Genomic DNA, 22,902 nt, shown 5'->3' on the forward strand with positions numbered 1-22,902 from the left:
ATGTGCCCTCCGCCCGCGTCCCGCTGGAGTCTGCCGATGAGCCTTCCCGACGCCCCCTCCGATCCGGCCGTCCCGACCGGCGAGACGCCGCCGCCTGCGAGCGCGCCCCGCTCCCACCGGCGCTGGCTGATCACGCTGCCGGTGGCGCTGCTGCTATTGCTGGCGCTCGGCTGGTGCGGGGTGTGGTTCTACGCCTCGGGCCGGGTCGACAAGGAGGTCGACGCCTGGATCGCGGCGGAGGCGGTACAGGGGCGGACCTGGAGCTGCGCCAACCGGCAGATCGGCGGCTTCCCGTTCCGCTTCGAGCTGATCTGCGACCAGCCGACCGTGGAGTTCGCCGGCGTCGACAAATGGACCGCCACCGCCGTGCGCGCGCATGCTGTGGCGCAGGTCTGGGACCCCGGCCACATCATCGCCGAGTTCCAGGGCCCGGCGAAGCTCACCGAGGCGGCGACCGGGCGCGAGGCGACCGCCGACTGGTCGCTGCTGCAGCTCAGCGGCGTCGGCAGCGGCGGGCGGCCGGAGCGGGTCTCGATGCTGGCCAAGGACTACACGTTGACCACCCAGGGCACGACCGTGCTCACCGCGCGCGAGGCGGTGCTGCATGTGCGCCACCATCCGGGCGAGGCCGACAGCACGCTCGACATTGCGACCGCGGTGAAGGGTGCGAAGGGCCTGTTCATCGCCGGGGCGGCGGGGCCGGAAGTGGATGGCGAGATGCAGGCGACGGTGACGCAGGTGCCGGACTTCCGTGCCATGCCGCCGCTCGAGCGCATCAATCTGTGGCAGGCGGCGGGTGGCCGGGTGAAGCTGCTCGAGGCCCAGCTCAGCGCCGCCGGCGGCGTCGTCAGCGCCAGCGGCGAGCTCGGGCTCGACGCGCACCGCCGGCTCGACGGCGCGCTCGACCTCTCGCTCGCCAATGCGCCGGCCCTGTTCGGGGCGCTGTCGAGCGCCGGGCTGATGCCCGACTTCATGGTGAACCTGGCGCCGGCCATGATGGCGATGGGTTCGCCCACCACCATCGACGGCGCGCCCGCTTCCAGCTTCCGCTTCGCCTTCCGCCGCGGGCAGGTCACGCTTGGCATGATCCCGCTCGGCAAGATCGGCCCGGTGCTCTAGCGGGCGCCGGGCGCGCGCCTCACTGCATGGCGAAGATGGTGGCGCCGGTGTCGGCCGTGCCCACCGCCGCGCGGAAGGAGGCGAACAGTTCGCGCCCGACGCCGACATGCGAGGCCGACAGGTCCGCCGGGGTCGGCGCCCGCTCCGCCCACACTTCGGGGTCGACCAGAACGGTGAGCGTGCCGGCCACCGCGTCGAGGCGGATCAGGTCGCCGTTGCGGATCAGCGCGATCGGCCCGCCATCGGCCGCCTCGGGGGTGACGTGGATCGCCGCCGGCACCTTGCCGGAGGCGCCGGAGAGGCGCCCGTCCGTCACCAGCGCGACCTTGTTGCCGCGGTCCTGCAGCACGCCGAGCGGGGGCATCAGCTTGTGCAGCTCCGGCATGCCGTTCGCCTTCGGCCCCTGGAAGCGCACCACGGCGACGAAGTCGCCCTTGAGGTCGCCGGCCTTGAAGGCGGCCTGCAGCTCCTCCTGGCTGTGGAACACCCGCGCCGGCGCCTCGATGATGTGGCGCTCGGTGGCGATGGCCGAGGTCTTGATGACGGCGCGGCCGAGATCGCCCGAGAGCAGCCGGAGCCCGCCGGTTGGCTGGAACGGGGCGGCGGCGCCGCGCAGCACCGCCTCGTCGCCGCTGGTGCGGGCGCCGTCACGCCAGGTGAGCGCGCCGTCGGCCGCGAGCGCCGGCTCCTGCGTATAGGCGCCGAGCCCGCCGCCCCACACCGTCTCGACGTCGCGATGCAGCAGCCCATCGCCGAGCAGCTCGCGGATGATGAAGCCCATGCCGCCGGCGGCGTGGAAATGGTTCACGTCGGCCTTGCCGTTGGGATAGACGCGGCACAGCAGCGGCGTGATCTCGGCGAGGTCGGAGAAGTCGTCCCAGCTCAGCTGGATGCCGGCCGCCGCCGCCATGGCGACGACGTGCAGCGTGTGGTTGGTCGAGCCGCCGGTGGCGTGCAGACCGACGATGCCGTTCACGAACACCCGCTCGTCCAGCATCCGCCCGACCGGCACGTAGTCGTTGCCGAGCGCGGTGATTGCCATGGCGCGCTCGGCGGCGGCGGTGGTCAGCGCGTCGCGCAGCGGCGTGTTGGGATTGACGAAGGAGGCGCCGGGCAGGTGCAGGCCCATGATCTCCATCATCATCTGGTTGGTATTGGCGGTGCCGTAGAAGGTGCAGGTTCCCGGCCCGTGATAGGACTGGCTCTCGGCCTCGAGCAGCGCATCGCGGCCCACCTTCCCCTCGGCGAAAAGCTGGCGGATCTTGGCCTTCTCGTCATTGGGCAGGCCGGAGGTCATCGGCCCGGAGGGGATGAACACCGCCGGCAGGTGGCCGAAGCTGAGCGCGCCGATGACGAGGCCGGGCACGATCTTGTCGCAGATGCCCATATAGACCACGGCGTCGAAAGTCTGGTGCGAGAGCGCGACCGCGGTGGAGAGCGCGATCACGTCGCGCGAGAACAGCGACAGCTCCATGCCGGCCTCGCCCTGGGTGACGCCGTCGCACATGGCCGGTACGCCGCCGGCGACCTGCGCCACGCCGCCGGCGGCACGCGCGGCGGCGCGGATCAGGTCGGGGAAGCGCTCATAGGGCTGGTGGGCCGAGAGCATGTCGTTATAGGCGGTGACGATGGCGAGGTTGGCGCCCTCGCCCTCGCGCAGCATCTCCTTGTCGGCCGGCCCGCAGGCGGCGAAGCCGTGCGCCTGGTTGGCGCAGCCGAGTTGCTGGCGCACCGGCTGCTTGCGGGCGGCGTCGGCGATGCGGTCGAGATAGCGGGCGCGGCTGTCCTGCGAGCGCCGGGCGATGCGCTCGGTCACCTCGCCAAGGCGGGCATTGACGCTGGACGGAATGACGGCGTCGACCATGCTGCTCTCCTCAAGATCGTCATCGGCCGGCGGGTGCCGGCCGGGTCGGCTCGGGCGGTGCCCCGGCGGCACCGCGGTCGGGCGTGGCGCCTCGCGCGGCGAGGCTACGGAGCCCAGAAGATGTCCAGCGGGCGCTCGGCCCGCAGCACGGCGCGGATCGGCATGTCGGTCGCGGGGCCTTCGCCGAGCGCCTTCTCCAGCACCGGACGCTTGGCCATGCCCTCGATATGGAGCGCCAGCGCATCCGCCGCCAGCAGCACCGGCAGGGTGAGGGTGATGCGCGGCTCGCCGGCGCCTTCCGCGTGCATCGGGATGAGGCCGAGCGTCCCCTCGGGGTCGAGGGCCTCCTCCAGATGGTCCCCGCCCGGGAAGAAGGAGGCGGTATGGCCGTCGTCGCCCATGCCGAGCACGGCGCAGGCGAGCGGCCAGGACAGCTCCTCCAGCGACTCGTTGACGGCGAACAGCCCCGCCTCGGGGTTCGGCGCGTCGTTGGCGAGCGGGATGAAGCGCGCCGCCGCCGCCTTGCCCTTCAGAAGATGCTGGCGCACGAGCCGGGCATTGGAGCGGTCGGAGGTCTCGCGCACCCAGCGCTCGTCGACCAGAGTGACGCCGATCTTGTCCCAGGGCAGGTCGCGGGTCGAGAGCTCCTCGAAGAAGCGTGTGGGGGTGCGCCCGCCCGACAGGGCGAGGCTCGCCAGGCCGTCGCGCTCGACGCGCGCGGCGAGGGCGGCGGCGACATAGTCCGCAAGGGCGTTCGCGACGGCGACGCCGTCGGCGAATTCGTGCAGCGTGTGGCTCACGACCATCTCCAAACCTCGGCGCAGCCGGCAGGGCGCCGTTCCATAACCGGGCGCCTGCCGCGCCATGTCAGCCCGCCTGCCGGCGCCGGCTTTCCGGGCGGCGCCGCTCAGGCGCCATCCTCGAGCCAGGTGCGCCCGTCGCGCTCGATCAACGCGATGGCGGCGGAAGGGCCCCAGGTGCCGGCGGTGTAGGGCCGCGGCGGGTCCTTGGCGCCGCGCCAGGCGCTGAGGATCGGATCGACCCAGCGCCAGGCCGCCTCGACCTCGTCGCGGCGCATGAACAGGGTCTGGTTGCCGCGCACCACGTCGAGCAGCAGGCGCTCATAGGCGTCCGGGTTGCGGACCTTGAACGCCTTGGCGAAGCTCATGTCGAGCGGCACGTGGGTGAGGCGGATGCCGCCCGGGCCGGGGTCCTTGATCATCAGCCACAGCTTGACGCCCTCGTCCGGCTGCAGGCGGATGACGAGCCGGTTCGGGACGATGGCGCCCACCGCGTCGCCGAACACCGAATGCGGCACCGGGCGGAAGCCGACCACGATCTCCGACACGCGCGAGGCGAGGCGCTTGCCGGTGCGCAGATAGAACGGCACGCCGGCCCAGCGCCAGTTCTCGACCTCCGCCTTCACGGCGACGAAGGTCTCGGTCTCGCTGCGCTCGGAGCCGAGCTCCTCGAGATAGCCCGGCACGGCGCCGCCGGCCGAGGCGCCGGCGCGGTACTGCCCGCGCACGGTGACGCTCGCCATGTTGTGGTCGTCGATCGGCTTCAGCGCGCGCAGCACCTTCAGCTTCTCGTCGCGTACCGCGTCGGCCTCCAGCGAGGAGGGCGGCTCCATGGCGACGAGGCACAGGAGCTGCAGCATGTGGTTCTGCACCATGTCGCGCATGGCGCCGGCGGTGTCGTAATAGCCCGCGCGGTCCTCGACCCCGAGCGCCTCGGCGACGGTGATCTGCACATGGTCGATATGGGCGTTGTTCCACAGCGGCTCGAACAGCGCGTTGGCGAAGCGCAGCGCCATCAGGTTCTGCACCGTTTCCTTACCGAGGTAGTGGTCGATGCGGTAGACCTGGTCCTCGGGGAAGATCTTGCCGACCTGCTCGTTCAGCTTGAGAGCCGATTCGAGGTCCTTGCCGATCGGCTTCTCGATCACTACCCGGCCGTGATCGGCGAGGCCGAACTTGCCCAGCCGCTCGCAGATCGGGCCGAACAGGTGCGGCGCCGTGGCGAGGTAGTAGACCGGGATGTGGCCGGGCAGGCCCGAGACCCGGTGCGCGAGCTCGGGCCAGCCGGGATCGGCGTCGGCATCGGCGGCGATGTAGGACAGGCGGCCGAGGAACCGCTCCAGCGCGCCGCCGTCGAGGTCGCTCTCGGCGACGTGGTCGACAAGCGCCTGGCGGGCGAAGTTGCGGAATTCCTCGTCGCTCAGCGGGCGGCGCGAGACGCCGATGATCACCGCGTCGTCGGGGATCTGCCCGTCAATGTCGCGGTGAAACAGGGCCGGCAGCAGCTTGCGCCGCGACAGGTCGCCCGTGGCACCGAAAACGGTGAGCACGAAAGGAGCCACCGGAATCAAGCGACTGGTCATTGAACAGCGTCTCCCAAATCAGTTCGCGTCCGGCAACTCGATGGCTGGACCGGCATCGGCTCCCGGCCAGCATGCTCCCGCGTTTGCCGATTCCTAGCAAAAACGATTCCGCGCGGCGATGGGGATGGCCCCGCCCCGCACGGAGGTTTGTCCCACGGTTGCACGACCATGGGATGATCGCCCCTTGGGCCTCCCCGCCGGCCGGCGAAGCACCTGCGGCGACGAGAAAAATATTGTGCAACGCAGCAAAATGGCGAAATTTAGGGGGAATGGCGTGAAAATCAGGGCAGGGCGACAGGACGTAGAGGAAATCATCGCCTTCCCTAAATGGCGTCTGCCCTTGGGACATCCACCCTTCACCCTGCGACAGGCGACGTTAGGGAAGCCGGATTGGCCATCCGAAAAGGCGTTCTCCGACAATGGCTTAATTAATAAGATATCTCGCACACGGCATGAATTATAACGTATACCAGAACTGTTATGCCAAATACATAATTATTGGAATATGTAATACCCGTTGACCTTGCGTCGCACCATTTCTCTTTAGAATTAGGGGCTTGGCTTAAAGCTAATCTTGGTACAACTTATTCCACGGAATATCCGGCTGAGAGACACAAGAAAGACTGCCGGAGATCGCGGTGCTTTCGCGGCTAGGCTCTGCGGAAGGACCCAAAAAAGGCCGGCGGACAAAGGATCCGGCCATTCGCGAAACCCTTTGGGAAGGAAACGCCAATGAAACACTTGCAAGCCTTCGGACTTGGAGCGGTGACCGCTCTCGGCATGACGGCCATGTCCATGCTGCCCGCGGCGGCGGCCTGGCAGCCCACCCGGCCGGTCGAGTTCATCGTCCCTGCCGGCACCGGCGGCGGCGCCGACCAGATGGCCCGCACGCTTCAGGGCATCATCGCCAAGCACGACCTGATGCCGACGCAGCTCGTGGTGATCAACAAGTCCGGTGGTGCCGGCGGCGAGGGCTTCCTCGACGTGAAGAGCAGCAAGGGCAATCCGCACAAGATCGTCATTACGCTGTCGAACCTGTTCACCACCCCGCTCGCCACCGGCATTCCCTTCAACTGGAAGGACCTGACCCCGGTCGCGATGCTGGCGCTGGACGAGTTCGTGCTGTGGGTGAACGCCCAGGAGCCCTACAAGACCGTCCAGGAATATGTCGACGCCATCAAGGCGAAGCCTGACGGCACCTTCAAGATGGGTGGCACCGGCTCCAAGCAGGAAGACCAGATCATCACCGTCGCCTTCCAGAAGGCGGTCGGCAAGAAGCTGACCTACATCCCGTACAAGGGCGGCGGCGAAGTGGCCGTGCAGCTCGTGGGCGGCCACATCAACTCGTCGGTCAACAACCCGATCGAGGCGGTCTCCCAGTGGCGTGGCGACAAGCTGCGTCCACTGTGCGTGTTCGACGAGAAGCAGCTCCCCTACACCGACAAGATCCTCGGCGACCAGTCCTGGTCCTCGATCCCGACCTGTAAGTCGGCCGGTGTGGACGTCGAATACCTGATGCTCCGCGGCATCTTCATGCCCCCGGGCGTGAGCGACGAGCAGGTCGCCTACTTCGTCGACGTGTTCAAGAAGGTCCGCGAGACCCCCGAGTGGAAGCAGCTCATGAAGGATGGTGCCTTCAACCAATCCTTCATGGCCGGCGACGAGTTCAAGGCCTGGATCGAGCAGGCCGAGGCCAACCACAAGGACCTGATGCAGGAAGCCGGCTTCATCGCTGGCAACTGATCGGCGGGCGACCGATGTCGCAAGCCCGATGACCTGAAGGCCGGCCGGGTGCCGGCCGAACGGAACGGATCCCCCGGGAGGGATCACGTCAGCCGCGGATCGAGGCGGGGAAGTTCGGGCCGGTGCCTTAGGGCAGGTGCCGCGCTTTCCCGCCGAGCGGCCCGAAGCAAAGCAACGAAAACATAGAGCGAGCTGGCGACAAGCGTACCGCCGACGGGTTCGTCCCGCCGGGTGGTCCTTTGCGCGGATTTTCGGAGACAATCGTGATGGAACAGGCTCATCAAGGGGCCGGCGGTGGGGGACCCAAGCAGCGTGCCGTCGAACTCGGCACGGCGCTGCTGACCCTGCTGTTCGGCTTCATCGTCGTCTATGGAAGCCTCAAGGTCGGAGCCGGCTGGGACGGCGGACCGCAGGCCGGCTTCTTTCCCTTCTATGTCGGACTCATCATCATCGGCTGCAGCGTGCTGAACCTGGTCTCCGCCTATCGCGAGGATCCGGTGGCGCTCTTCGCCGAATACAGCCAGCTCGGGCAGGTGCTGAAGGTTCTCGTCCCCTCCTGCATCTATGTCGCCCTGGTGCCGGCGCTGGGCATCTACGTCCCGTCGATCCTGCTCATCTTCGTCTTCATGGTGTGGCTGGGCAAATACGGCATCCCGCTGTCGCTCGCCGTGGCGTTCGGCGTGCCGATCTTCTTCTACATCACGCTTGAGCGCTGGTTCCTCATCCCGCTCCCCAAGGGGCCGGTCGAGGCATTGCTCGGACTCTGACCAAGGACAGCGCCCATGTTCGACAATTTCCTCAATCTCTACCACGGGTTCGGGATAGCCGCCGACCCGTTCAACATCCTCCTGATGGTGATCGGCATCCTGCTCGGCGTCATCATCGGCGTGCTGCCGGGTCTTGGCGGCGCCAACGGCGTCGCGATCCTGCTGCCGCTCACCTTCTCCATGTCGCCGACCTCGGCGATCATCCTGCTCAGCTGCATCTACTGGGGCGCGCTGTTCGGCGGCGCCATCACCTCGGTCCTGTTCAACATTCCAGGCGAACCATGGTCCGTGGCGACAACCTTCGACGGCCACCCGATGGCGCGGTCGGGGCGGGCGGGTGAAGCACTCACCGCGGCCTTCACCTCGTCCTTCGTCGGCGCCTTCTTCGCCATCATCATGATCACGCTGATCGCGCCGCTGGTCGCCCAGTTCGCGCTCCAGTTCGGTCCGGCCGAGAAGTTCGCGGTCTACTTCCTCGCCTTTGCCTCCTTCGTGGGCATGAGCAAGGAGCCGCCGGCCAAGACCGTCGTGTCGATGATGATCGGCTTCGCCCTCGCCTGCGTCGGCCTCGACATGGTGACCGGCCAGCTGCGCCTGACCTTCGGCTTCACCGAGCTGCTCAACGGCTTCGACTTCCTCATCGCGGTCATCGGCCTGTTCGGCATCGGCGAAATCCTGCTGACGATGGAAGAGGGGCTCGAGTTCCGCGGCAAGGCGGCGAAGATCGATCCAAAGGTGGTGTGGAAGACCTGGAAGACGCTGCCGCGCTTCTGGGTGACCTCGCTGCGCTCCTGCATCATCGGCTGCTGGATGGGCATCACGCCCGCCGGCGCGACCCCGGCCTCGTTCATGTCCTACGGCATCGCCAAGCGCGTGTCGAAGAACGGCAAGAACTTCGGCAATGGCGAGATCGAGGGCGTCGTGGCGCCGGAGACCGCCGCGCACGCCGCCGGCACCTCGGCCCTGCTGCCGATGCTGGCGCTGGGCGTCCCCGGTTCGCCGACCGCCGCGGTTCTGCTCGGCGGTCTGCTGATCTGGGGCCTGCAGCCGGGTCCGATGCTGTTCGTCGAGCAGTCCGAGTTCGTGTGGGGCCTCATCGCCTCCATGTATCTCGGCAACGTGGTCGGCCTCGCCCTGGTGCTGACGACCGTGCCGCTGTTCGCCGCGATCCTGCGCATCCCCTTCTCGATCATCGCTCCGGTGATCCTGGTGATCTGCGCGATCGGTGCCTACACGGTGAACAACAACGTGTTCGACGTGCTGATGATGATGGTGTTCGGTGTTCTCGGCTACCTGCTGAAGAAGACCAACTACCCGCTCGCCCCGCTGGTGCTGGCGATCGTTCTCGGCCCCAGCGCCGAGGAAGCGTTCCGCCAGTCGCTGCTGACCTCGGGCGGCTCGGTCACCATCTTCTGGTCGAACCCGCTGGTGTCGACGATCATGGGCCTCGGCCTGCTGGCCGGCCTGTGGCCGCTGGTGTCGCTCCTCCTCGCCAAGCTGCGCACGACGCCGCAGCCGGCCTGAGGACGCATCCGACGAACCGGCCCGCCGCGTCTCCCGACGCGGCGGGCTTCGAAGCGGCCGGGATCCCCCCAAGGTCCGGCCGCCGCCCATGCGAAGAGCGGCCGAGCCGCTCCCCGCCGGCTCCCTCACCCCCGGAGAGCGGAGATCGGGCAAAACGGGCGCCCGAGCGCTGCGCAGCCGCCCACCCCAGAAGGCGGCCCGCGACGGGCAGGGCGATACCGCACGGGAACGGGGAACGGGAGGCAATGCACATGCTCTACGCTTTTCACACCGCATCCGGGTCACGGTCCGGCCGGGGCCACGCGACACGACTTCTCGGGAAATGGACACGATGATGAGCATCGAGAGCACCATTCGCCGAGTGAACGGAGGGGTCGCCAAGCTCTCCGTCGCGCCGCTGGAGGACACGTCGACCTTCAAGAATCGCGCCTATGCGGCCCTCAAGGAAGTCATCGTCTCGCTCAACATCTACGACCAGCCCCATGAGGTGCGCCTCGACGAGCGCCAGCTCGCCCAGAGCCTCGGGGTCAGCCGCACGCCGGTGCGCGAGGCCATGGCCCAGCTCGAGCGCGAGGGCTTCGTCCACTCGGTGCCGCGCCGCGGCATCTATGTGGTGCGCAAGACCAAGCGCGAGGTGATCGAGATGATCCAGGTCTGGGCGGCGCTCGAAAGCCTCGCCGCCCGGCTGATCACGCTGCACGCGACCGACGAGGAAATCGGCCGGCTGCGCGAGATGTTCGCCTCCTTCGACGAGGGCGACGAGGCTCCGCACGCCAAGCTCGACGAATATTCGGAAGTGAACATCCAGTTCCACCAGACCATCATCGCCATGGGCGGCAACGGCATCCTGGTCAACCTGGCCGAGAACCTGTTCACCCATATGCGGATGATCCGGCGCAAGACGATCGGCGAGGAGGACCGGGCGGACCGCTCGATCCAGGACCACCTCGCCATCATCCAGGCGCTGGAGGCGCGCGACACCGACGCGGCCGAGCTTCTGGTGCGCAACCACGCGCTGGGCCTCGCCGACCATGTGGCGCGCTTCGCCGACTATCTCGAATAGACGGGTCCGGGCCGCGGCGCGATTGCGCCGCTGTCCTTCCAGGCCGGGCACGGGTTGCCCGAATACCGACCTCTCCCCCGGCGGGTTCCTCGACCCCGTCGGGTCTTTTTGTTCCGGCCGGGGCGGGGAGGGGCCGCGCGTGCTTGTGACCGGGCCGGCGTTGCGCCGTGGCGGCGATTGCGATACCGACGAGGCGCGGGTCCCAGCCGGCCCGCCACCCACCCCGTTGTGTCCGCCCGTGAACGCAGGAGAGCCGGCCGGCATGCTGCGCAGTCTGACCGATTTTATTGCCGAGATCGCCGGCGGCGTCCGCGACGAGGCCAGTTTCGCCGAGAACGACTACCGCCTCGCGGCGGCGGCGCTGCTGGTCCATGTGGTGACCATCGACGGCGTGATCGGCGCCGACGAGATGGCGAAGCTGCGCCGCCTGATCGCCGCCCGCTTCTCGATGGACGAGAACGAGGCCGAGGCGCTGCTGGAGGCGGCGATCGCGCGCGACGCCGAGGCGGTTGACCTCTACGCCTTCACCAGCGTGCTCAACCGCGCGCTCGATGACGAGGGACGCCAGCGCATCGTCGAGATGATGTTCGAGGTCGGCTATGCCGATGGCGGGCTGACCGAGTTCGAGGACAATCTGGTCTGGCGCGCGGCGGAGCTGCTCAATGTCAGCTCGCGCGACCGGGTGCAGATCCGCAGGAAGGTGCGCGAGGGATTCGGAGAGGACGAATGAGCGCGCCGGTGCCGCGCTGCCTCGAAAGCGCCGAATCTGGCGCCTTCCTTGCTTGTCGATTCATTCCTCCGCGCCGCGCGCGCGCCTGACCGCTGCTGGAGACGATGCCTCTTCCCGTCCTGATCGTCCTCCACCAGGAACATTCCTCCCCCGGCCGGGTCGGGCGTCTTCTGGTCGAGCGCGGCCATACGCTGGACATACGCCGGCCCTGCCTCGGCGAGGCGCTGCCGGATACGCTGGGCGCCCATGCCGGGGCGGTGATCTTCGGCGGTCCGCAGAGCGCCAACGACGTCCATGACTATGTGAAGGCCGAGATCGACTGGATCGGCGTGCCGCTCGCCGAGACCAAGCCGTTCCTCGGCATCTGCCTCGGCGCGCAGATGCTGGCCCGCACGCTGGGCGCGCGGGTGGCGCCCCATCCCGAGGGTCTGGTGGAGATCGGCTACTACCCGATCCGCGCCACCGGGGCGGCCGAGGCGCTGCTGGCGCCGCCGCCGGGCGCCGAGGCCGACCTGTGCGAACTCTGGCCCGACCACGTCTATCACTGGCACCGCGAAGGCTTCGAGCTGGCCGAGGGGGCGGAACTGCTCGCCGCCGGCGAGACCTTCCCGAACCAGGCCTTCCGCTATGGGCCGGCTGCCTACGGCATCCAGTTCCACCCCGAGGTGACGCACCAGATGATGTGCCGCTGGACCGTGCGCGGCAGCGAGCGGCTCAGCCTGCCCGGGGCGCGGCCCTCGCGCGCGCATTTCCTCGACCGGCTGCAGCATGACGGGCGCATCCGCCTGTGGCTCGACGCCTTTCTCGACCACTGGCTGGCGAGCGGGCGCGTCTCGCCGGCCTGAGCGGCGGGCGGGCGCGCCGGGCCGGTTCAGGCCGCGTCTGACTGGGGCGTGAGCATCAGGTCGAGGAACTCGCCGAGGTCGCGCACGTCCTCCTCGATCCGGTCGTCGCGGCGGCTCGCCGAGGCGTGGAAGATGCCGTCGAGCATCAGGCCGATGCGCCGCGCGGTCTTGGCGGTGTCGGTCGGCCGGAACAGCCCCGATTCGATGCCCCGCCGCAGCGCGTCCTCGAGCAACACCTTCTCGCGGGCGTAGAAGCCGGCGATCATGGCCTCGATGGCGGGGTCGCTGGTGCCCGCGCTCGCATAGTCCGACATCAGCTTCACCATCAGCGCGGTGGTGGGGGCGAAGCTGATATGGGCGTCCAGCCAGGCGTTGATCTCGTCGCGCGGGTTGCCGGTGGCGACGCGCCGCTGCTCGTAGCCGGCGACGAGCTGCTCGATCGCGTGGCCCAGCGCGCAGCGCACCAGGTCGTCCTTGTTCTCGAAATAGTGGTAGAGCAGCCCGACATTGATGTCGCAGACCATGGCGATGTCGCGCACGGTGACGACCGAATAGTGCCGCTCGGCGAACAGCCGGAGTGCTTCCTCCAGGATCATTTCCCGACGCTCGGCCGGGTTGAGGCGCCGCCTCGCCGCCTTCGCGGTCATTGTGTCCCCTCCGTAGAACTACGGAATTTTTTGCCTTGCCTGTATGCTATGCATGCCCATTTGTTGGGCTTGCAGTCGATATTAAGTCACCGTTTAATAGTCTGGTCCAGCCCAATTCAGCGACCAGGAGCTGCCCCGATGAAGCGTATCTTTCAGGCCGCGGCCCTCGCCGTCGGCCTCGCCGCCGCGACCTTTGCAGGTTCGCTTCCCGCAGATGCCGCGCCGAAGAAGAGTTTCAAGCTCGCCTACACGGTCTACATCGGCTTCATGCCCTTCGCCTATCTCAAGCAGTCGGGCATCATGAAAAAATGGGCCGACAAGTACGGCATCGACGTCGAGCTCATCCAGACCAATGACTATGTCGGGGGCGTCAACCAGTTCATCGCCGGCGACATGGACGCGGTCGGCGTCGCCTCGATGGACGGGCTGACCATGCCGGCGGCCGGCGGCGTGGATACCTCGGTCTTCCTCATCACCGACTATTCGAACGGCAACGACATCCTCATGTCGAAGACCGCCAAGAGCGTGAAGGATCTGGTCGGCCAGGACGTCTACCTGCTGCAGTATTCGGTCTCGCACTACCTGCTGAACCGCGCCCTGCAGATGAACGGCATCGAGGACACCTCCTCCGCCAAGGCGGTGAACATCTCCGACGCCGACATCTCGGCCGCCTATGTCTCGCAGGACACGGTGAAGAACGCGGTCTCCTGGAAGCCGCTGACCGAGGACATGGAGAAGGTGCCGGGCACCACGGTGCTGTTCGATTCCTCGAAGATCCCCGGCGAGATCATGGACGTGTTCATCGCCCATACCGCGACGCTGAAGGACAACCCCGAATTCGCCAAGGCGGTGATCGGCGCCTGGTACGAGGCGCTCGGCATCCTCAAGGCGGGCGGCCCGAAGGCGGACGAGATGCGCGCCATCATGACCAGCGCCATGGGCACGGATGCGAGCGGGCTGCAGTCGCAGATCGACACCACCCACTTCTTCTACACGTCGACCGAGGCCTACGACTTCCTGACCTCGCCGGACAACGAGAAGATCTGGGACAACATCCGCACCTTCTGCTTCGACCAGGGCCTGTTCGGCCAGGGTGCGACCAGCGTCGATTCGATCGGCATCGAGGTCGCCGACGGCAACGTGCTGGGCGACAAGGGCAACATCAAGATGCGGATCAACGCCAGCTTCACCAAGGAAGCGGCCGACGGCAAGCTCTGAGCGCGCCCGAGATGCGGCGCCGGCGCGGTTTCTCCCGCACCGGCCTGCCCGATCACGACCGACACCACCGCCCGACCCGTCCGTCTCCGGCCCCCTCGGCCCGCATTCCGGCCCGGAAGGCATGACCATGCGCCGCATCATCAACTACGCGCCCCGTCCGGGCGTGCGCATCATCCTCGCCGCCCTGCCCTTCATCGCGGTGCTGGCTATCTACGTGCTCGCCTCCAATGCGCGCCTTGCCGTCGAGCCGAACGACAAGCTCATGCCGGCGCTCGCGACCTTCTGGGCGACGCTGGTGCGCATGGCGACCACGGTCGACGTCGCCACCAAGACCTACCTGTTCTGGTGGGATACCTGGCTCAGCCTGTGGCGGCTGTTCCTCGGGCTCGGCATCTCGGCGCTGGTGGGGCTGGTGCTCGGCATCGTGGTCGGCTTCATCCCCTATCTGCGCTCGACTTTCGAGCCCTTCTTCGCCGCCTTCTCGCTGATCCCGCCGCTCGCCGTGCTGCCGATCCTGTTCATCATCTTCGGCCTCGGCGAGGTGTCGAAGATCGTGCTGATCGTGTTCGGCATCGCCCCCTTCATCATCCGCGACGTGATGCTGAGGGTGGCCTCGCTGCCCACCGAGCAGATCGTCAAGGCGCAGACGCTCGGCGCCTCCACCTGGCAGATGATCTCCGGCGTGGTGCTGCCGCAGGTGATGCCGCGCCTCATCGATTCGGTTCGGCTCTCGCTCGGCGCGGCGTGGCTGTTCGTCATCGCCGCCGAGGCCATCACCGCCGAGGGCGGGCTCGGCTACCGCATCTTCCTCGTGCGGCGCTATCTCGCCATGGACGTGATCCTTCCCTACGTCGCCTGGATCACCCTGCTCGCCTTTCTCATGGATTACGTGCTGCGCAAGCTCTCCGCTGCCGCCTATCCGTGGGACAAGATCAAGGCGGCCTGAATGACCAAGATCGTCATCGACAACGTCTGGAAGGAATATGACGACCGGGTCGTGCTGGAGCGCGTCAACCTCGCGCTCGACGACCACGAGTTCCTCGTCATCATCGGCCCTTCCGGGGTCGGCAAGACCACGCTGCTGCGCCTTCTGCTGAGCCAGGAGACGCCCACGCGCGGGCGCATCCTGATCGACGGCGAGCCGATCGCCCCCGAGCCGACCGCCGATCGCGGCGTGGTGTTCCAGCGCTATTCGGTGTTCCCCCACAAGTCCGTGCTGGGCAACGTGATGCTGGGCCCGCAATGGGCCGCCTCGCCGGTGCTCGGCCGGCTGTTCGGTGCGCGTCGGCGCGCGCTCGAGGCGCGGGCGATGGGGCTGCTGGAGCGGGTCGGCCTCGCCGATTCGGCGGACAAGTACCCCGCCCAGCTCTCCGGCGGCATGCAGCAGCGCCTCGCCCTCGCCCAGGCGCTGATCATGAAGCCGAAGGTGCTGCTGCTCGACGAGCCGTTCGGCGCGCTCGACCCGGGCACCCGCAAGTCGATGCACGAGCTGGTGCACGAATTGTGGGAGGAGAACGAGATGACCATCGTCATGGTCACGCACGATCTCTCCGAAGCCTTCCTGCTGGGCACCCGCGTGATCGCGGTCGACCGCCCGCGCACCGACCCGCAGGCCCCCGAGCGGTTCGGCGCCACCATCGCCTCCGACTTCGAGGCCAAGATCCGCGCCGTGCGCGACTCCCACCGTTTCGAGAGTGAGCGCGAGAAGCTCCGCCTCACGCTCGTCTCCTCCCACGACCTGCCTGCGGATGGCCCGGCCGTCCGCGCCCTTGTGAAGGACTGACGTCAATGGCCGACAAGCGCTTCCATCTCGCCTGGTTCATGAACTTCACGCCCGACGAGTGGCGCGAGCCGTTCGGCCAGGGTGGCTATCCCTGGGACGGGCAGTTCTACATCGACATGGCGCAGTCGATGGAGCGCGCCTGCTTCGATCTCATCATGATCGAGGACAAGCTGATGGTGCCGGAGACCTATGGCGGCTCGCGCGACCTCTCGCTCAAGCACGCCATGATGGTGCCGAAGGCCGATCCGGCGCCGCTCGCCGTCGCCATGGGCATGGCGACCAAGCATCTGGGCGTGGTCGCCACCATGTCGACCATGGCCTACCCGCCCTTCATGCTGGCGCGCCTGTCCTCGACCATCGACAGCCTGACCAAGGGCCGCTTCGGCTGGAACGTCGTCACCTCGGCCGAGGACCTGATGGCGAAGAACTTCGGCATGGACAGGCTGCCCGCGCGCGAGGACCGCTACGCCATGGCGGACGAGTACATGGACGTGGTCGGCAAGCTGTTCGAGAGCTGGGAGCCGGACGCGGTGGTGCTCGACCGCAAGAACGGCGTCTATGCCGACGGCTCGAAGATCCACACCGTCGACCACAAGGGCAAGTACTACCAGGTGCGCGGGCCTCTCAATACCGTGCCCTCGCCGCAGCGCCGCCCGGTCTACCTGCAGGCCGGCGCCTCGCCGCGCGGGCGCGACTTCGCCGCCCAGCACGCGGACGCCATCGTCTCGGTGGCGAACGGGGTGGAGGGGATGAAGGAGTTCCGCACCGACATCCGCGCCCGGGCCGAGAAGTTCGGCCGCAACCCGGACGACATCAAGGTGTTCTTCTGCATCTGCCCGAGCCTCGGCGAGACCGAGGAGGAGGCGCAGGCGCGCTACCGGAACGTCACGATGTCGGACAATTTCGTCACCGACGTGCTGATCTCGATCTCCGCCATCACCGAGATCGACTTCGCGCAGTTCGAGCTCGACAAGCCGCTGCCCGAGAAGCTCGTCACCAACGGCGAGTCCGGCACGCTCGACAAGTTCCAGCAATGGGGCTCGGGCAAGACGCTGCGCCAGCTCGCGGCCGATGGCGGCGGCGGCCTCGTCTCATCGATGGAGCTGATCGGCACGCCCGCGCAGGTGGCCGAGAAGATGGGCGCGGCGATGGCCGAGGTCGGCGGCGACGGCTTCCTGATCACCACGCCGGTGCTGCGCGTCTCGCGCCGCTACATCACCGAGATCTGCGACGGTCTGGTGCCCGAGCTGCAGTCGCGCGGACTGGTGCGCACCGAATACAAGCACCAGCTCCTGCGCGACAATCTGCGGGAATTCTGACGCCGCCCCATAGCCGCTTAGCCGGCTATATGACGGAAGGGAGAGATGGACATGGTCCCGTCTGTTCGCGACGACGTCCCCGGCGCGATGCCCGAGCGGATCGCCGGGGTGACGCGCCAGCAATATCGCGACGCGATGGCCCGGCTCGGCGCCGCGGTGAACATCGTGACCACGGACGGCCCGGCCGGGCGCCACGGCTTCACCGCCTCGGCGGTGTGCTCGGTGACCGACACGCCGCCGACCCTGCTGGTCTGCCTCAACAAGGGCAGCTCGGCGAGCGCGGTGTTCCACGCCAACGGCGTGCTGTGCGTGAACACGCTGGCGGCGGGGCACGAGGCGCTCTCCAACCTGTTCGGCGGGCGCACCCCGCCGGCCGAGCGCTTTGCGGCGGCGCAGTGGAAGGTGTCCGCCACCGGGGCGCCGATGCTGGTGGACGCGGTGGCGGCCTTCGACTGCCGGATCGTGCGCACGGTCGAGGTCGGCACCCATGACGTGCTGTTCTGCGAGGTGGTCGGCCTCGCCGAGGGCGGCGTCCCGCATGGCCTGATCTATTTCAGCCGCCGCTACCACGCCATTCGCGGCGGCCATGGCGGCGGGGATGAGTGAGCCGTGCGGAGGCTCTTCGAGGCGCCACGCGCGCCGGGCGCAAAGATCAGGCATGCAACCGCGTGCGAGCTTACCTTGGCGGGAGAAATCCGCACGGCTGTGCGGTTTGAAGCTTACGTGCCGTGCGTGTGTGTGACACCAGAACGGGCGAGCATCGCCTAAAACATAGGCGTGCCTGCATAGTGGATTTGGCATAGCGTCAGACGTTGTTCCGTGTCGGTGGCGCATGACCGGAAAAGGAACCTAACCATCTGTAATCAGGTCGGTTTCGCGGTGCTAAGGATAGAAACAGTCGCGATGCGCGCGAAACCGCACCAACGCCCCGCCTCCGCCCGGGCCGATGCCGAGACCGGCAGCCGCAGGGCGGGGTGCTTTCACAAGGCGCCTGCGCGCCGGTTCACTGCCCAGCGTCCTATTCCTCAGGGAGACCCATCATGCTGACTAAGAGCCTGCGCCGGTGCCTTGCCGGCGCGTTCACCGGGGCGGTCATGGCCGCGGCGGCGGCGCAGCCCGCCTCCGCCGGCAAGATCTCGATCGGTCACACGATCTGGGTCGGCTACGGGCCGCTCTACCTCGCCAGGGAGCTCGGCTACTTCAAGGACAACGGCGTCGACGTCGACTTCCAGGTGGTCGACGATTCCGCCCTCGCCATGGCGGCCCAGGCGGCCGGCAAGCTCGACGGCACCGCCACCACCCTGGACGAGATCCTGAAGTACCGCTCCGACAAGTTCTGCTTCAAGGCGGTGGCGCTGTTCGACGAGAGCCATGGCGGCGACGGCATGGTCTCGGTCAAGGAGATCAACTCGCTCGACGACCTGAAGGGCAAGACGGTCGCCCTGAACGAGGGCTCGACCTCGCAGTTCTGGTTCTCCTACCTGCTGAAGAAGCAGGGCATCCCGCTCAAGGACGTCGAGGTGCTCAACATGAGCGCCGATGCCGCTGCGGCCGCCTTCATCGCCGGCCAGGTGCCGGTCGCCGTGACCTGGGAGCCGAACCTCACCCTGGTGAAGACCAAGAACGCCGGCAAGGTGCTGATGGACAGCGCCGCGACGCCGGGCGTCATCATCGACGTGCTGGAGATCTCCTGCTCGGTGCTGAAGGACCGTCCCGAGGACGTGAAGGGCTTCATCGCCGGGCTGCAGAAGGCGGTCGACTACATCAAGACCAACCCCGACAAGGCTTATGCCATCATGGCCAAAGGCGTCGGCGGCTATCTCACCGACCCGAAGGACTTCGCCGACGCCGCCTCGGGCGTGAAGTTCTACGACAAGCAGATGACCATCGACTATTTCGGCACGCCGGAGAAGCCCGGCCCGGCCGCGGACGTGATCAAGCTCGGCAACGAGATCTGGACCGACCTCGGCAAGATCAAGACGCCGATCACCTACGACCAGATCATCGACCCCAGCTTCACCCAGTGATCGCCGCCGGGGGCGCGCGCGAGGTCGCGCGTCCCCGGTTCCGATCCCGTGCCGGATGCGAGTTGCCATGGCCCGCAAGCGTTCCATCATCGACCTCTGCCTGACGCCCAAGGCCGAAGTGCCGGGCCCGCTGCGCTACGCCGTCGCGACCTTCGTCTGGGTGCTGGTCATCGCCATCTGGTCGATCCTGACCTATGGCGGCATCATGCAGGACATCTTCCTGCCCTCGCCGACCGCGGTGATGGGTGCCTTCTTCCGCCTGTTCGAGGACGGCACGCTCAGCCAGCACATCTGGGCGAGCCTGCAGGTGGTCCTCATGGGCTTCATCATCTCGTCCATCATCGCCGTGCCGCTCGGCCTGCTGATGGGCACGTTCCGCGTGGTGCAGGCGGGGCTCGAGCCGCTGGTGAACTTCATCCGCTACCTGCCCGTGACCTCCTTCGTGCCGCTGTTCATCCTGTGGATCGGCATCGGCATCGAGCAGCGGGTCACCGTCATCTTCTTCGGCACCTTCTTCCAGCAGCTCGTCATGATCGCCGACGTCTCGCGCGGCGTGTCGAAGGACCTGCTCAACGCGTCCTACACGCTCGGCGCCTCGCGGCGCGACGCGCTGCTCCACGTGCTCACCCCGGCGGCGCTGCCGGGCATCATGGACACGCTGCGCGTCACCATGGGCTGGGCCTGGACCTATCTGGTGGTCGCCGAGCTCGTCGCCGCCTCCTCGGGCCTCGGCTACATCTCGATGAAGGCGATGCGCGGCTTCCAGGTCGACGTGATCTTCCTGGCCATCGCGGTGATCGGCCTGCTCGGCCTGTTCACCGACCTCATCTTCCGCCTGATCAGCAACCGGCTCGTCGGGTGGGCGAGCTGAATGGGCCGCCCGTTCGCGGACTACCTGAATTTCCTACCGACCAGCGAGGCAATGACATGAGCGTCGCGAATGTTCTGCGCGAGGAGCCGGTGCCGGCCGTCACGCCCGGCGAGGCGCCTGCCGCCAAGGCGCCGCCGCTCCTGCGCATCAAGGACGTGCGTCTCGAATACACCACCAAGACCAAGACCGTGGTGGCGATCGACAACATCTCGATCGACGTGCCGGACAACCAGTTCGCCGTCATCGTCGGCCCCTCGGGCTGCGGCAAGTCGAGCCTGCTCTATCTTGTCGCCGGCCTCAACGAGCCGACCTCGGGCGAGATCCTGCTCGGCAATGAGGAGATCGACGGGCCGGGGCCGGACCGGGGCATGGTGTTCCAGTCCTACACGCTGTTTCCCTGGCTCACCGTGCGCGAGAATGTCGAGTTCGGGCTCAAGCGCCGCCACGTGCCGGCGGCCGAGCGCGAGGACATCGTCAACCGCTACCTCAACGAGACCGGCCTCGCCGCCTTCCACGACGCCTATCCCAAGCAGCTCTCCGGCGGCATGATGCAGCGCGTGGCGATCGCCCGCGCGCTCGCCAACGACCCGAAGATCCTGCTGATGGACGAGCCCTTCGGCGCGCTCGACAGCCAGACCCGCAACTCGATGCAGAAGCTGCTGCTGCGGGTGTGGGAGCAGCACAAGAAGACCGTGCTGTTCGTCACCCACGACATCGACGAGGCGATCCTGCTCGGCGACCGCATCTATGTGATGACTGCCCGCCCGGGCCGGCTGAAGGAGGAGGTGGTGGTGCCGATCGCCCGTCCGCGCAACATGGACATGGTGATGGACCCGTCCTTCATCGCCGTGAAGCGGCGGATCCTCGAGCTGCTCAAGAACGAGATCAAGGACGACGACGAGCATTGAGGCGCCCCGCGCCGCCTGGGGGCGGGCGGACCCAGCCGGGGGCCTGTGCTCCCGCGCCCTTGCCCCGTCCTCTTGCCCCGCCCGCGCGGCCGCCGCACAGTCGCGGCTGTCCCCCGATCCGGTACGCGGCGAAAGCGATGACCGACAATGCGCAGACCGGGTTCCCGCCTTCCGCGACGGGCTGGGAGCCGGCGCCGGCCGACACCCGCGCCCGGGCGGCGGCCCGGCTGTCCGGCCTCGCGGCGCATTTCGAGGGTTGGGCGGACGCCAATCTCCACGGCGTGGTGATGGTCCATCGCGGCAGGCTGCTCTACGAGCACTATTTCACCGGCGAGGACCGCGCCTTCGCCCGACCGCTCGGCCGGGTCGCCTATCATGCAGGGCTGCGCCACGACCTGCGGTCGATCACCAAGAGCGTCGTCTCGCTGCTGGTCGGTATCGGCGTCGGCGAGGGCTGGATCGGCGATCTGGACACGCCGGCGCTGGCGCTGTTTCCCGAGCATGCCCGCCACGCGACGCCGGAGAAGGCCGCCATCACGCTCCGGCACCTGCTCACCATGTCCGCCGGCCTCGCCTGGGACGAGGATCTTCCCTATAGCGACCCCGCCAACAGCGAGCGCCGCATGATCGATGCGCCGGACCGCTGCGGCTATGTGCTGGCGCAGCCGGTGGTGCGCACGCCGGGTGCCGCCTATCGCTACAATGGCGGCCTCACCCTCTTGTTGGCCACGGCGCTGGAGCGCGGCTCCGGCCGGACCATCGACGCGCTGGCGCGCGACCTGCTGTTCGCCCCGCTCGGCATCGCGGATGTGGAATGGCACCGCTATGACGACGGCGCGGCCAATCCGGTGTCGGGCCTGCGGCTCGCCCCGCGCGACGTGGCGCGGCTCGGCGAACTGGTGCTGCGCGGCGGCCGGTACGCGGGCCGGCAGGTCCTGCCTGAGGGCTGGATCGCCGAATCGACGGCGCCGCAGGTCCATGGCGAGGGGCTCTATTTCTACGGCTACCACTGGTGGCTCGGCCGCTCGCTGGTCGCGCGGCGGGAGATCCGCTGGATCGCCGGCATCGGCTATGGCGGCCAGCGCCTCTACATCGTGCCGGAGCTCGACCTCGTGGTGGCGGTGACCGCCGGCCTCTATGACGAGCCGGTGCTCCAGGGCATGGTCGGCGACGTCGTGCTGCGCCGCTACGCGCTGCCCGCCGGGCTGGAAGCGGGCTGACACGCCGTGCTCCGCCCCGGATCCCCCTTTCCCGACCTTCGAGCCGATCGGTAGACCATGACCCCCCGACCCTCCCTGTTCGATCTTGCCGGCCGCAAGGCCCTGGTGACCGGCGCCAGCCGCGGCATCGGCCGCCGGATCGCCGGCGCGCTTGCCGCCGCCGGTGCCGATGTCGCGTTGGCCGCGCGCGGGCTCGACGCGCTCGCCGACACGGTGGGCGACATCGCCTCGCTCGGCCGCCGCGCGGTGCCGCTGGCGCTCGACGTGACCGACACCGCGAGCTGCCGCCGCGCGGTGGAGGCGGCGGCGGACGAACTGGGCGGGCTCGACATCCTCGTCAACAATGCCGGCATGGAGCAGGTCCGCCCCTCGCTCGAGGTGGACGAGGCGCTGTGGGACGCGATCCTCGACACCAATCTCAAGGGCGCCTTCTTCTGCGCCCAGTCCGCCGCCCGGCTGATGAAGGAGGCGGGCGGCGGGGCGATCGTCAATCTGTGCTCGCTGACCTCGGAAGTCGGCATCCCGACCGCCGTTCCCTATGGCTCGTCCAAGTCCGGCCTGCTCGGCATGACGCGCGCGCTGGCGGCGGAATGGGCGGGGCTCGGCATTCGCGTCAACGCCATCGCGCCGGGCTATTTCCGCACCGCCATGACCGAGGTGTTCTACGAGGATGCCGGCTGGCAGGACGCGATGCTGGCCAAGATCCCGATGCGCCGCTTCGGCGAGCTGGCCGATCTCGACGGCATCGCGGTGTTCCTCGCCTCCGGCGCCTCGGCCTACATTACCGGCCAGTGCTTCCCGGTGGACGGCGGCTTCCTCGCCTCGATCTGAGGAAGGGAGCCGGGCCGCGCCTGCCGAATGGGCAGCGGGA

At 68.1% G+C, this 22,902-nt stretch carries 21 protein-coding genes; 17 read left to right on the forward strand and 4 right to left on the reverse strand.

Annotated features, from left to right (window positions below; translation table 11 throughout):
• Window positions 1–36 precede the first annotated feature (36 nt).
• The gene (locus tag NVS83_RS09455) at window positions 37–1,119 is read left to right on the forward strand and encodes a DUF2125 domain-containing protein (protein ID WP_258739063.1); all 1,083 of its coding nucleotides are present in this window, start codon (window positions 37–39) and stop codon (window positions 1,117–1,119) included.
• Between the two features lie 19 nt (window positions 1,120–1,138).
• On the opposite strand, the gene edd is transcribed toward NVS83_RS09455, so the two are convergent.
• From edd to zwf, 3 genes are all read right to left on the reverse strand, one after another.
• On the reverse strand, window positions 1,139–2,983 hold the full coding sequence (gene edd / locus NVS83_RS09460) for a phosphogluconate dehydratase (protein WP_258739064.1): 1,845 nt from the start codon (window positions 2,981–2,983) through the stop codon (window positions 1,139–1,141).
• Between the two features lie 104 nt (window positions 2,984–3,087).
• On the reverse strand, window positions 3,088–3,789 hold the full coding sequence (pgl, locus tag NVS83_RS09465; protein ID WP_258739065.1) for a 6-phosphogluconolactonase: 702 nt from the start codon (window positions 3,787–3,789) through the stop codon (window positions 3,088–3,090).
• Between the two features lie 101 nt (window positions 3,790–3,890).
• Entirely contained in the window at window positions 3,891–5,366 is a 1,476-nt protein-coding gene (gene zwf, locus NVS83_RS09470; RefSeq protein WP_258739066.1) for a glucose-6-phosphate dehydrogenase, read from the reverse strand.
• Between the two features lie 732 nt (window positions 5,367–6,098).
• Here zwf and NVS83_RS09475 point away from each other — a divergent pair.
• The 6 genes from NVS83_RS09475 (at window position 6,099) to NVS83_RS09500 (ending at window position 12,038) form a co-directional block, all read left to right on the forward strand.
• Entirely contained in the window at window positions 6,099–7,109 is a 1,011-nt protein-coding gene (locus NVS83_RS09475) for a Bug family tripartite tricarboxylate transporter substrate binding protein (RefSeq protein WP_258732283.1), read from the forward strand.
• Window positions 7,110–7,375: 266 nt separating this feature from the next.
• Complete coding sequence (locus NVS83_RS09480) at window positions 7,376–7,876, forward strand: tripartite tricarboxylate transporter TctB family protein (protein WP_258739067.1); 501 nt, start codon at window positions 7,376–7,378, stop codon at window positions 7,874–7,876.
• A 15-nt stretch (window positions 7,877–7,891) separates the two neighbouring features.
• Window positions 7,892–9,400 (forward strand): tripartite tricarboxylate transporter permease, encoded by a 1,509-nt coding sequence (locus NVS83_RS09485; RefSeq protein ID WP_258732285.1) that lies wholly within the window; start codon window positions 7,892–7,894, stop codon window positions 9,398–9,400.
• Window positions 9,401–9,731: 331 nt separating this feature from the next.
• Window positions 9,732–10,463, forward strand: a complete 732-nt coding sequence (locus NVS83_RS09490; RefSeq protein WP_258732286.1) for a GntR family transcriptional regulator — start codon at window positions 9,732–9,734, stop codon at window positions 10,461–10,463.
• Window positions 10,464–10,725: 262 nt separating this feature from the next.
• The gene (locus NVS83_RS09495; protein WP_258739068.1) at window positions 10,726–11,193 is read left to right on the forward strand and encodes a tellurite resistance TerB family protein; all 468 of its coding nucleotides are present in this window, start codon (window positions 10,726–10,728) and stop codon (window positions 11,191–11,193) included.
• 104 nt (window positions 11,194–11,297) lie between these two features.
• Window positions 11,298–12,038 carry a glutamine amidotransferase gene (locus NVS83_RS09500; RefSeq protein WP_258739069.1) on the forward strand — a complete coding sequence of 247 codons (741 nt, stop codon included), beginning with the start codon at window positions 11,298–11,300 and terminating at the stop codon, window positions 12,036–12,038.
• Between the two features lie 26 nt (window positions 12,039–12,064).
• Here NVS83_RS09500 and NVS83_RS09505 read toward each other — a convergent pair whose 3' ends face one another.
• On the reverse strand, window positions 12,065–12,685 hold the full coding sequence (locus NVS83_RS09505) for a TetR/AcrR family transcriptional regulator (RefSeq protein ID WP_258739070.1): 621 nt from the start codon (window positions 12,683–12,685) through the stop codon (window positions 12,065–12,067).
• Window positions 12,686–12,823: 138 nt separating this feature from the next.
• On the opposite strand from NVS83_RS09505, the gene NVS83_RS09510 reads away from it, so the two are divergent.
• The 10 genes from NVS83_RS09510 (at window position 12,824) to NVS83_RS09555 (ending at window position 22,862) form a co-directional block, all read left to right on the forward strand.
• On the forward strand, window positions 12,824–13,903 hold the full coding sequence (locus NVS83_RS09510; protein WP_258739071.1) for a putative urea ABC transporter substrate-binding protein: 1,080 nt from the start codon (window positions 12,824–12,826) through the stop codon (window positions 13,901–13,903).
• Between the two features lie 127 nt (window positions 13,904–14,030).
• Entirely contained in the window at window positions 14,031–14,849 is an 819-nt protein-coding gene (locus NVS83_RS09515) for an ABC transporter permease (RefSeq protein ID WP_258739072.1), read from the forward strand.
• Window positions 14,850–15,686 carry an ABC transporter ATP-binding protein gene (locus NVS83_RS09520; RefSeq protein ID WP_258739073.1) on the forward strand — a complete coding sequence of 279 codons (837 nt, stop codon included), beginning with the start codon at window positions 14,850–14,852 and terminating at the stop codon, window positions 15,684–15,686.
• Window positions 15,687–15,691: 5 nt separating this feature from the next.
• Window positions 15,692–17,005, forward strand: a complete 1,314-nt coding sequence (locus tag NVS83_RS09525; RefSeq protein ID WP_258739074.1) for an NtaA/DmoA family FMN-dependent monooxygenase — start codon at window positions 15,692–15,694, stop codon at window positions 17,003–17,005.
• Window positions 17,006–17,092: 87 nt separating this feature from the next.
• Window positions 17,093–17,611 carry a flavin reductase gene (locus tag NVS83_RS09530; protein ID WP_258739136.1) on the forward strand — a complete coding sequence of 173 codons (519 nt, stop codon included), beginning with the start codon at window positions 17,093–17,095 and terminating at the stop codon, window positions 17,609–17,611.
• 434 nt (window positions 17,612–18,045) lie between these two features.
• A complete protein-coding gene (locus tag NVS83_RS09535; protein ID WP_258732296.1) occupies window positions 18,046–19,032 on the forward strand; it encodes an ABC transporter substrate-binding protein in 987 nt (328 codons plus the stop codon).
• 67 nt (window positions 19,033–19,099) lie between these two features.
• Window positions 19,100–19,903: an ABC transporter permease gene (locus NVS83_RS09540; protein WP_258739075.1), complete on the forward strand. Its 804-nt coding sequence runs from the start codon at window positions 19,100–19,102 to the stop codon at window positions 19,901–19,903.
• Between the two features lie 56 nt (window positions 19,904–19,959).
• A complete protein-coding gene (locus NVS83_RS09545) occupies window positions 19,960–20,811 on the forward strand; it encodes an ABC transporter ATP-binding protein (RefSeq protein WP_258732298.1) in 852 nt (283 codons plus the stop codon).
• Between the two features lie 137 nt (window positions 20,812–20,948).
• Window positions 20,949–22,031 (forward strand): serine hydrolase domain-containing protein, encoded by a 1,083-nt coding sequence (locus NVS83_RS09550; protein ID WP_258739076.1) that lies wholly within the window; start codon window positions 20,949–20,951, stop codon window positions 22,029–22,031.
• Window positions 22,032–22,088: 57 nt separating this feature from the next.
• The gene (locus NVS83_RS09555) at window positions 22,089–22,862 is read left to right on the forward strand and encodes an SDR family NAD(P)-dependent oxidoreductase (RefSeq protein ID WP_258739077.1); all 774 of its coding nucleotides are present in this window, start codon (window positions 22,089–22,091) and stop codon (window positions 22,860–22,862) included.
• The last annotated feature ends 40 nt before the right edge of the window (window positions 22,863–22,902 follow it).

It is taken from the genome of Ancylobacter mangrovi (genome assembly GCF_024752335.1).
GTDB lineage: Bacteria > Pseudomonadota > Alphaproteobacteria > Rhizobiales > Xanthobacteraceae > Ancylobacter > Ancylobacter mangrovi.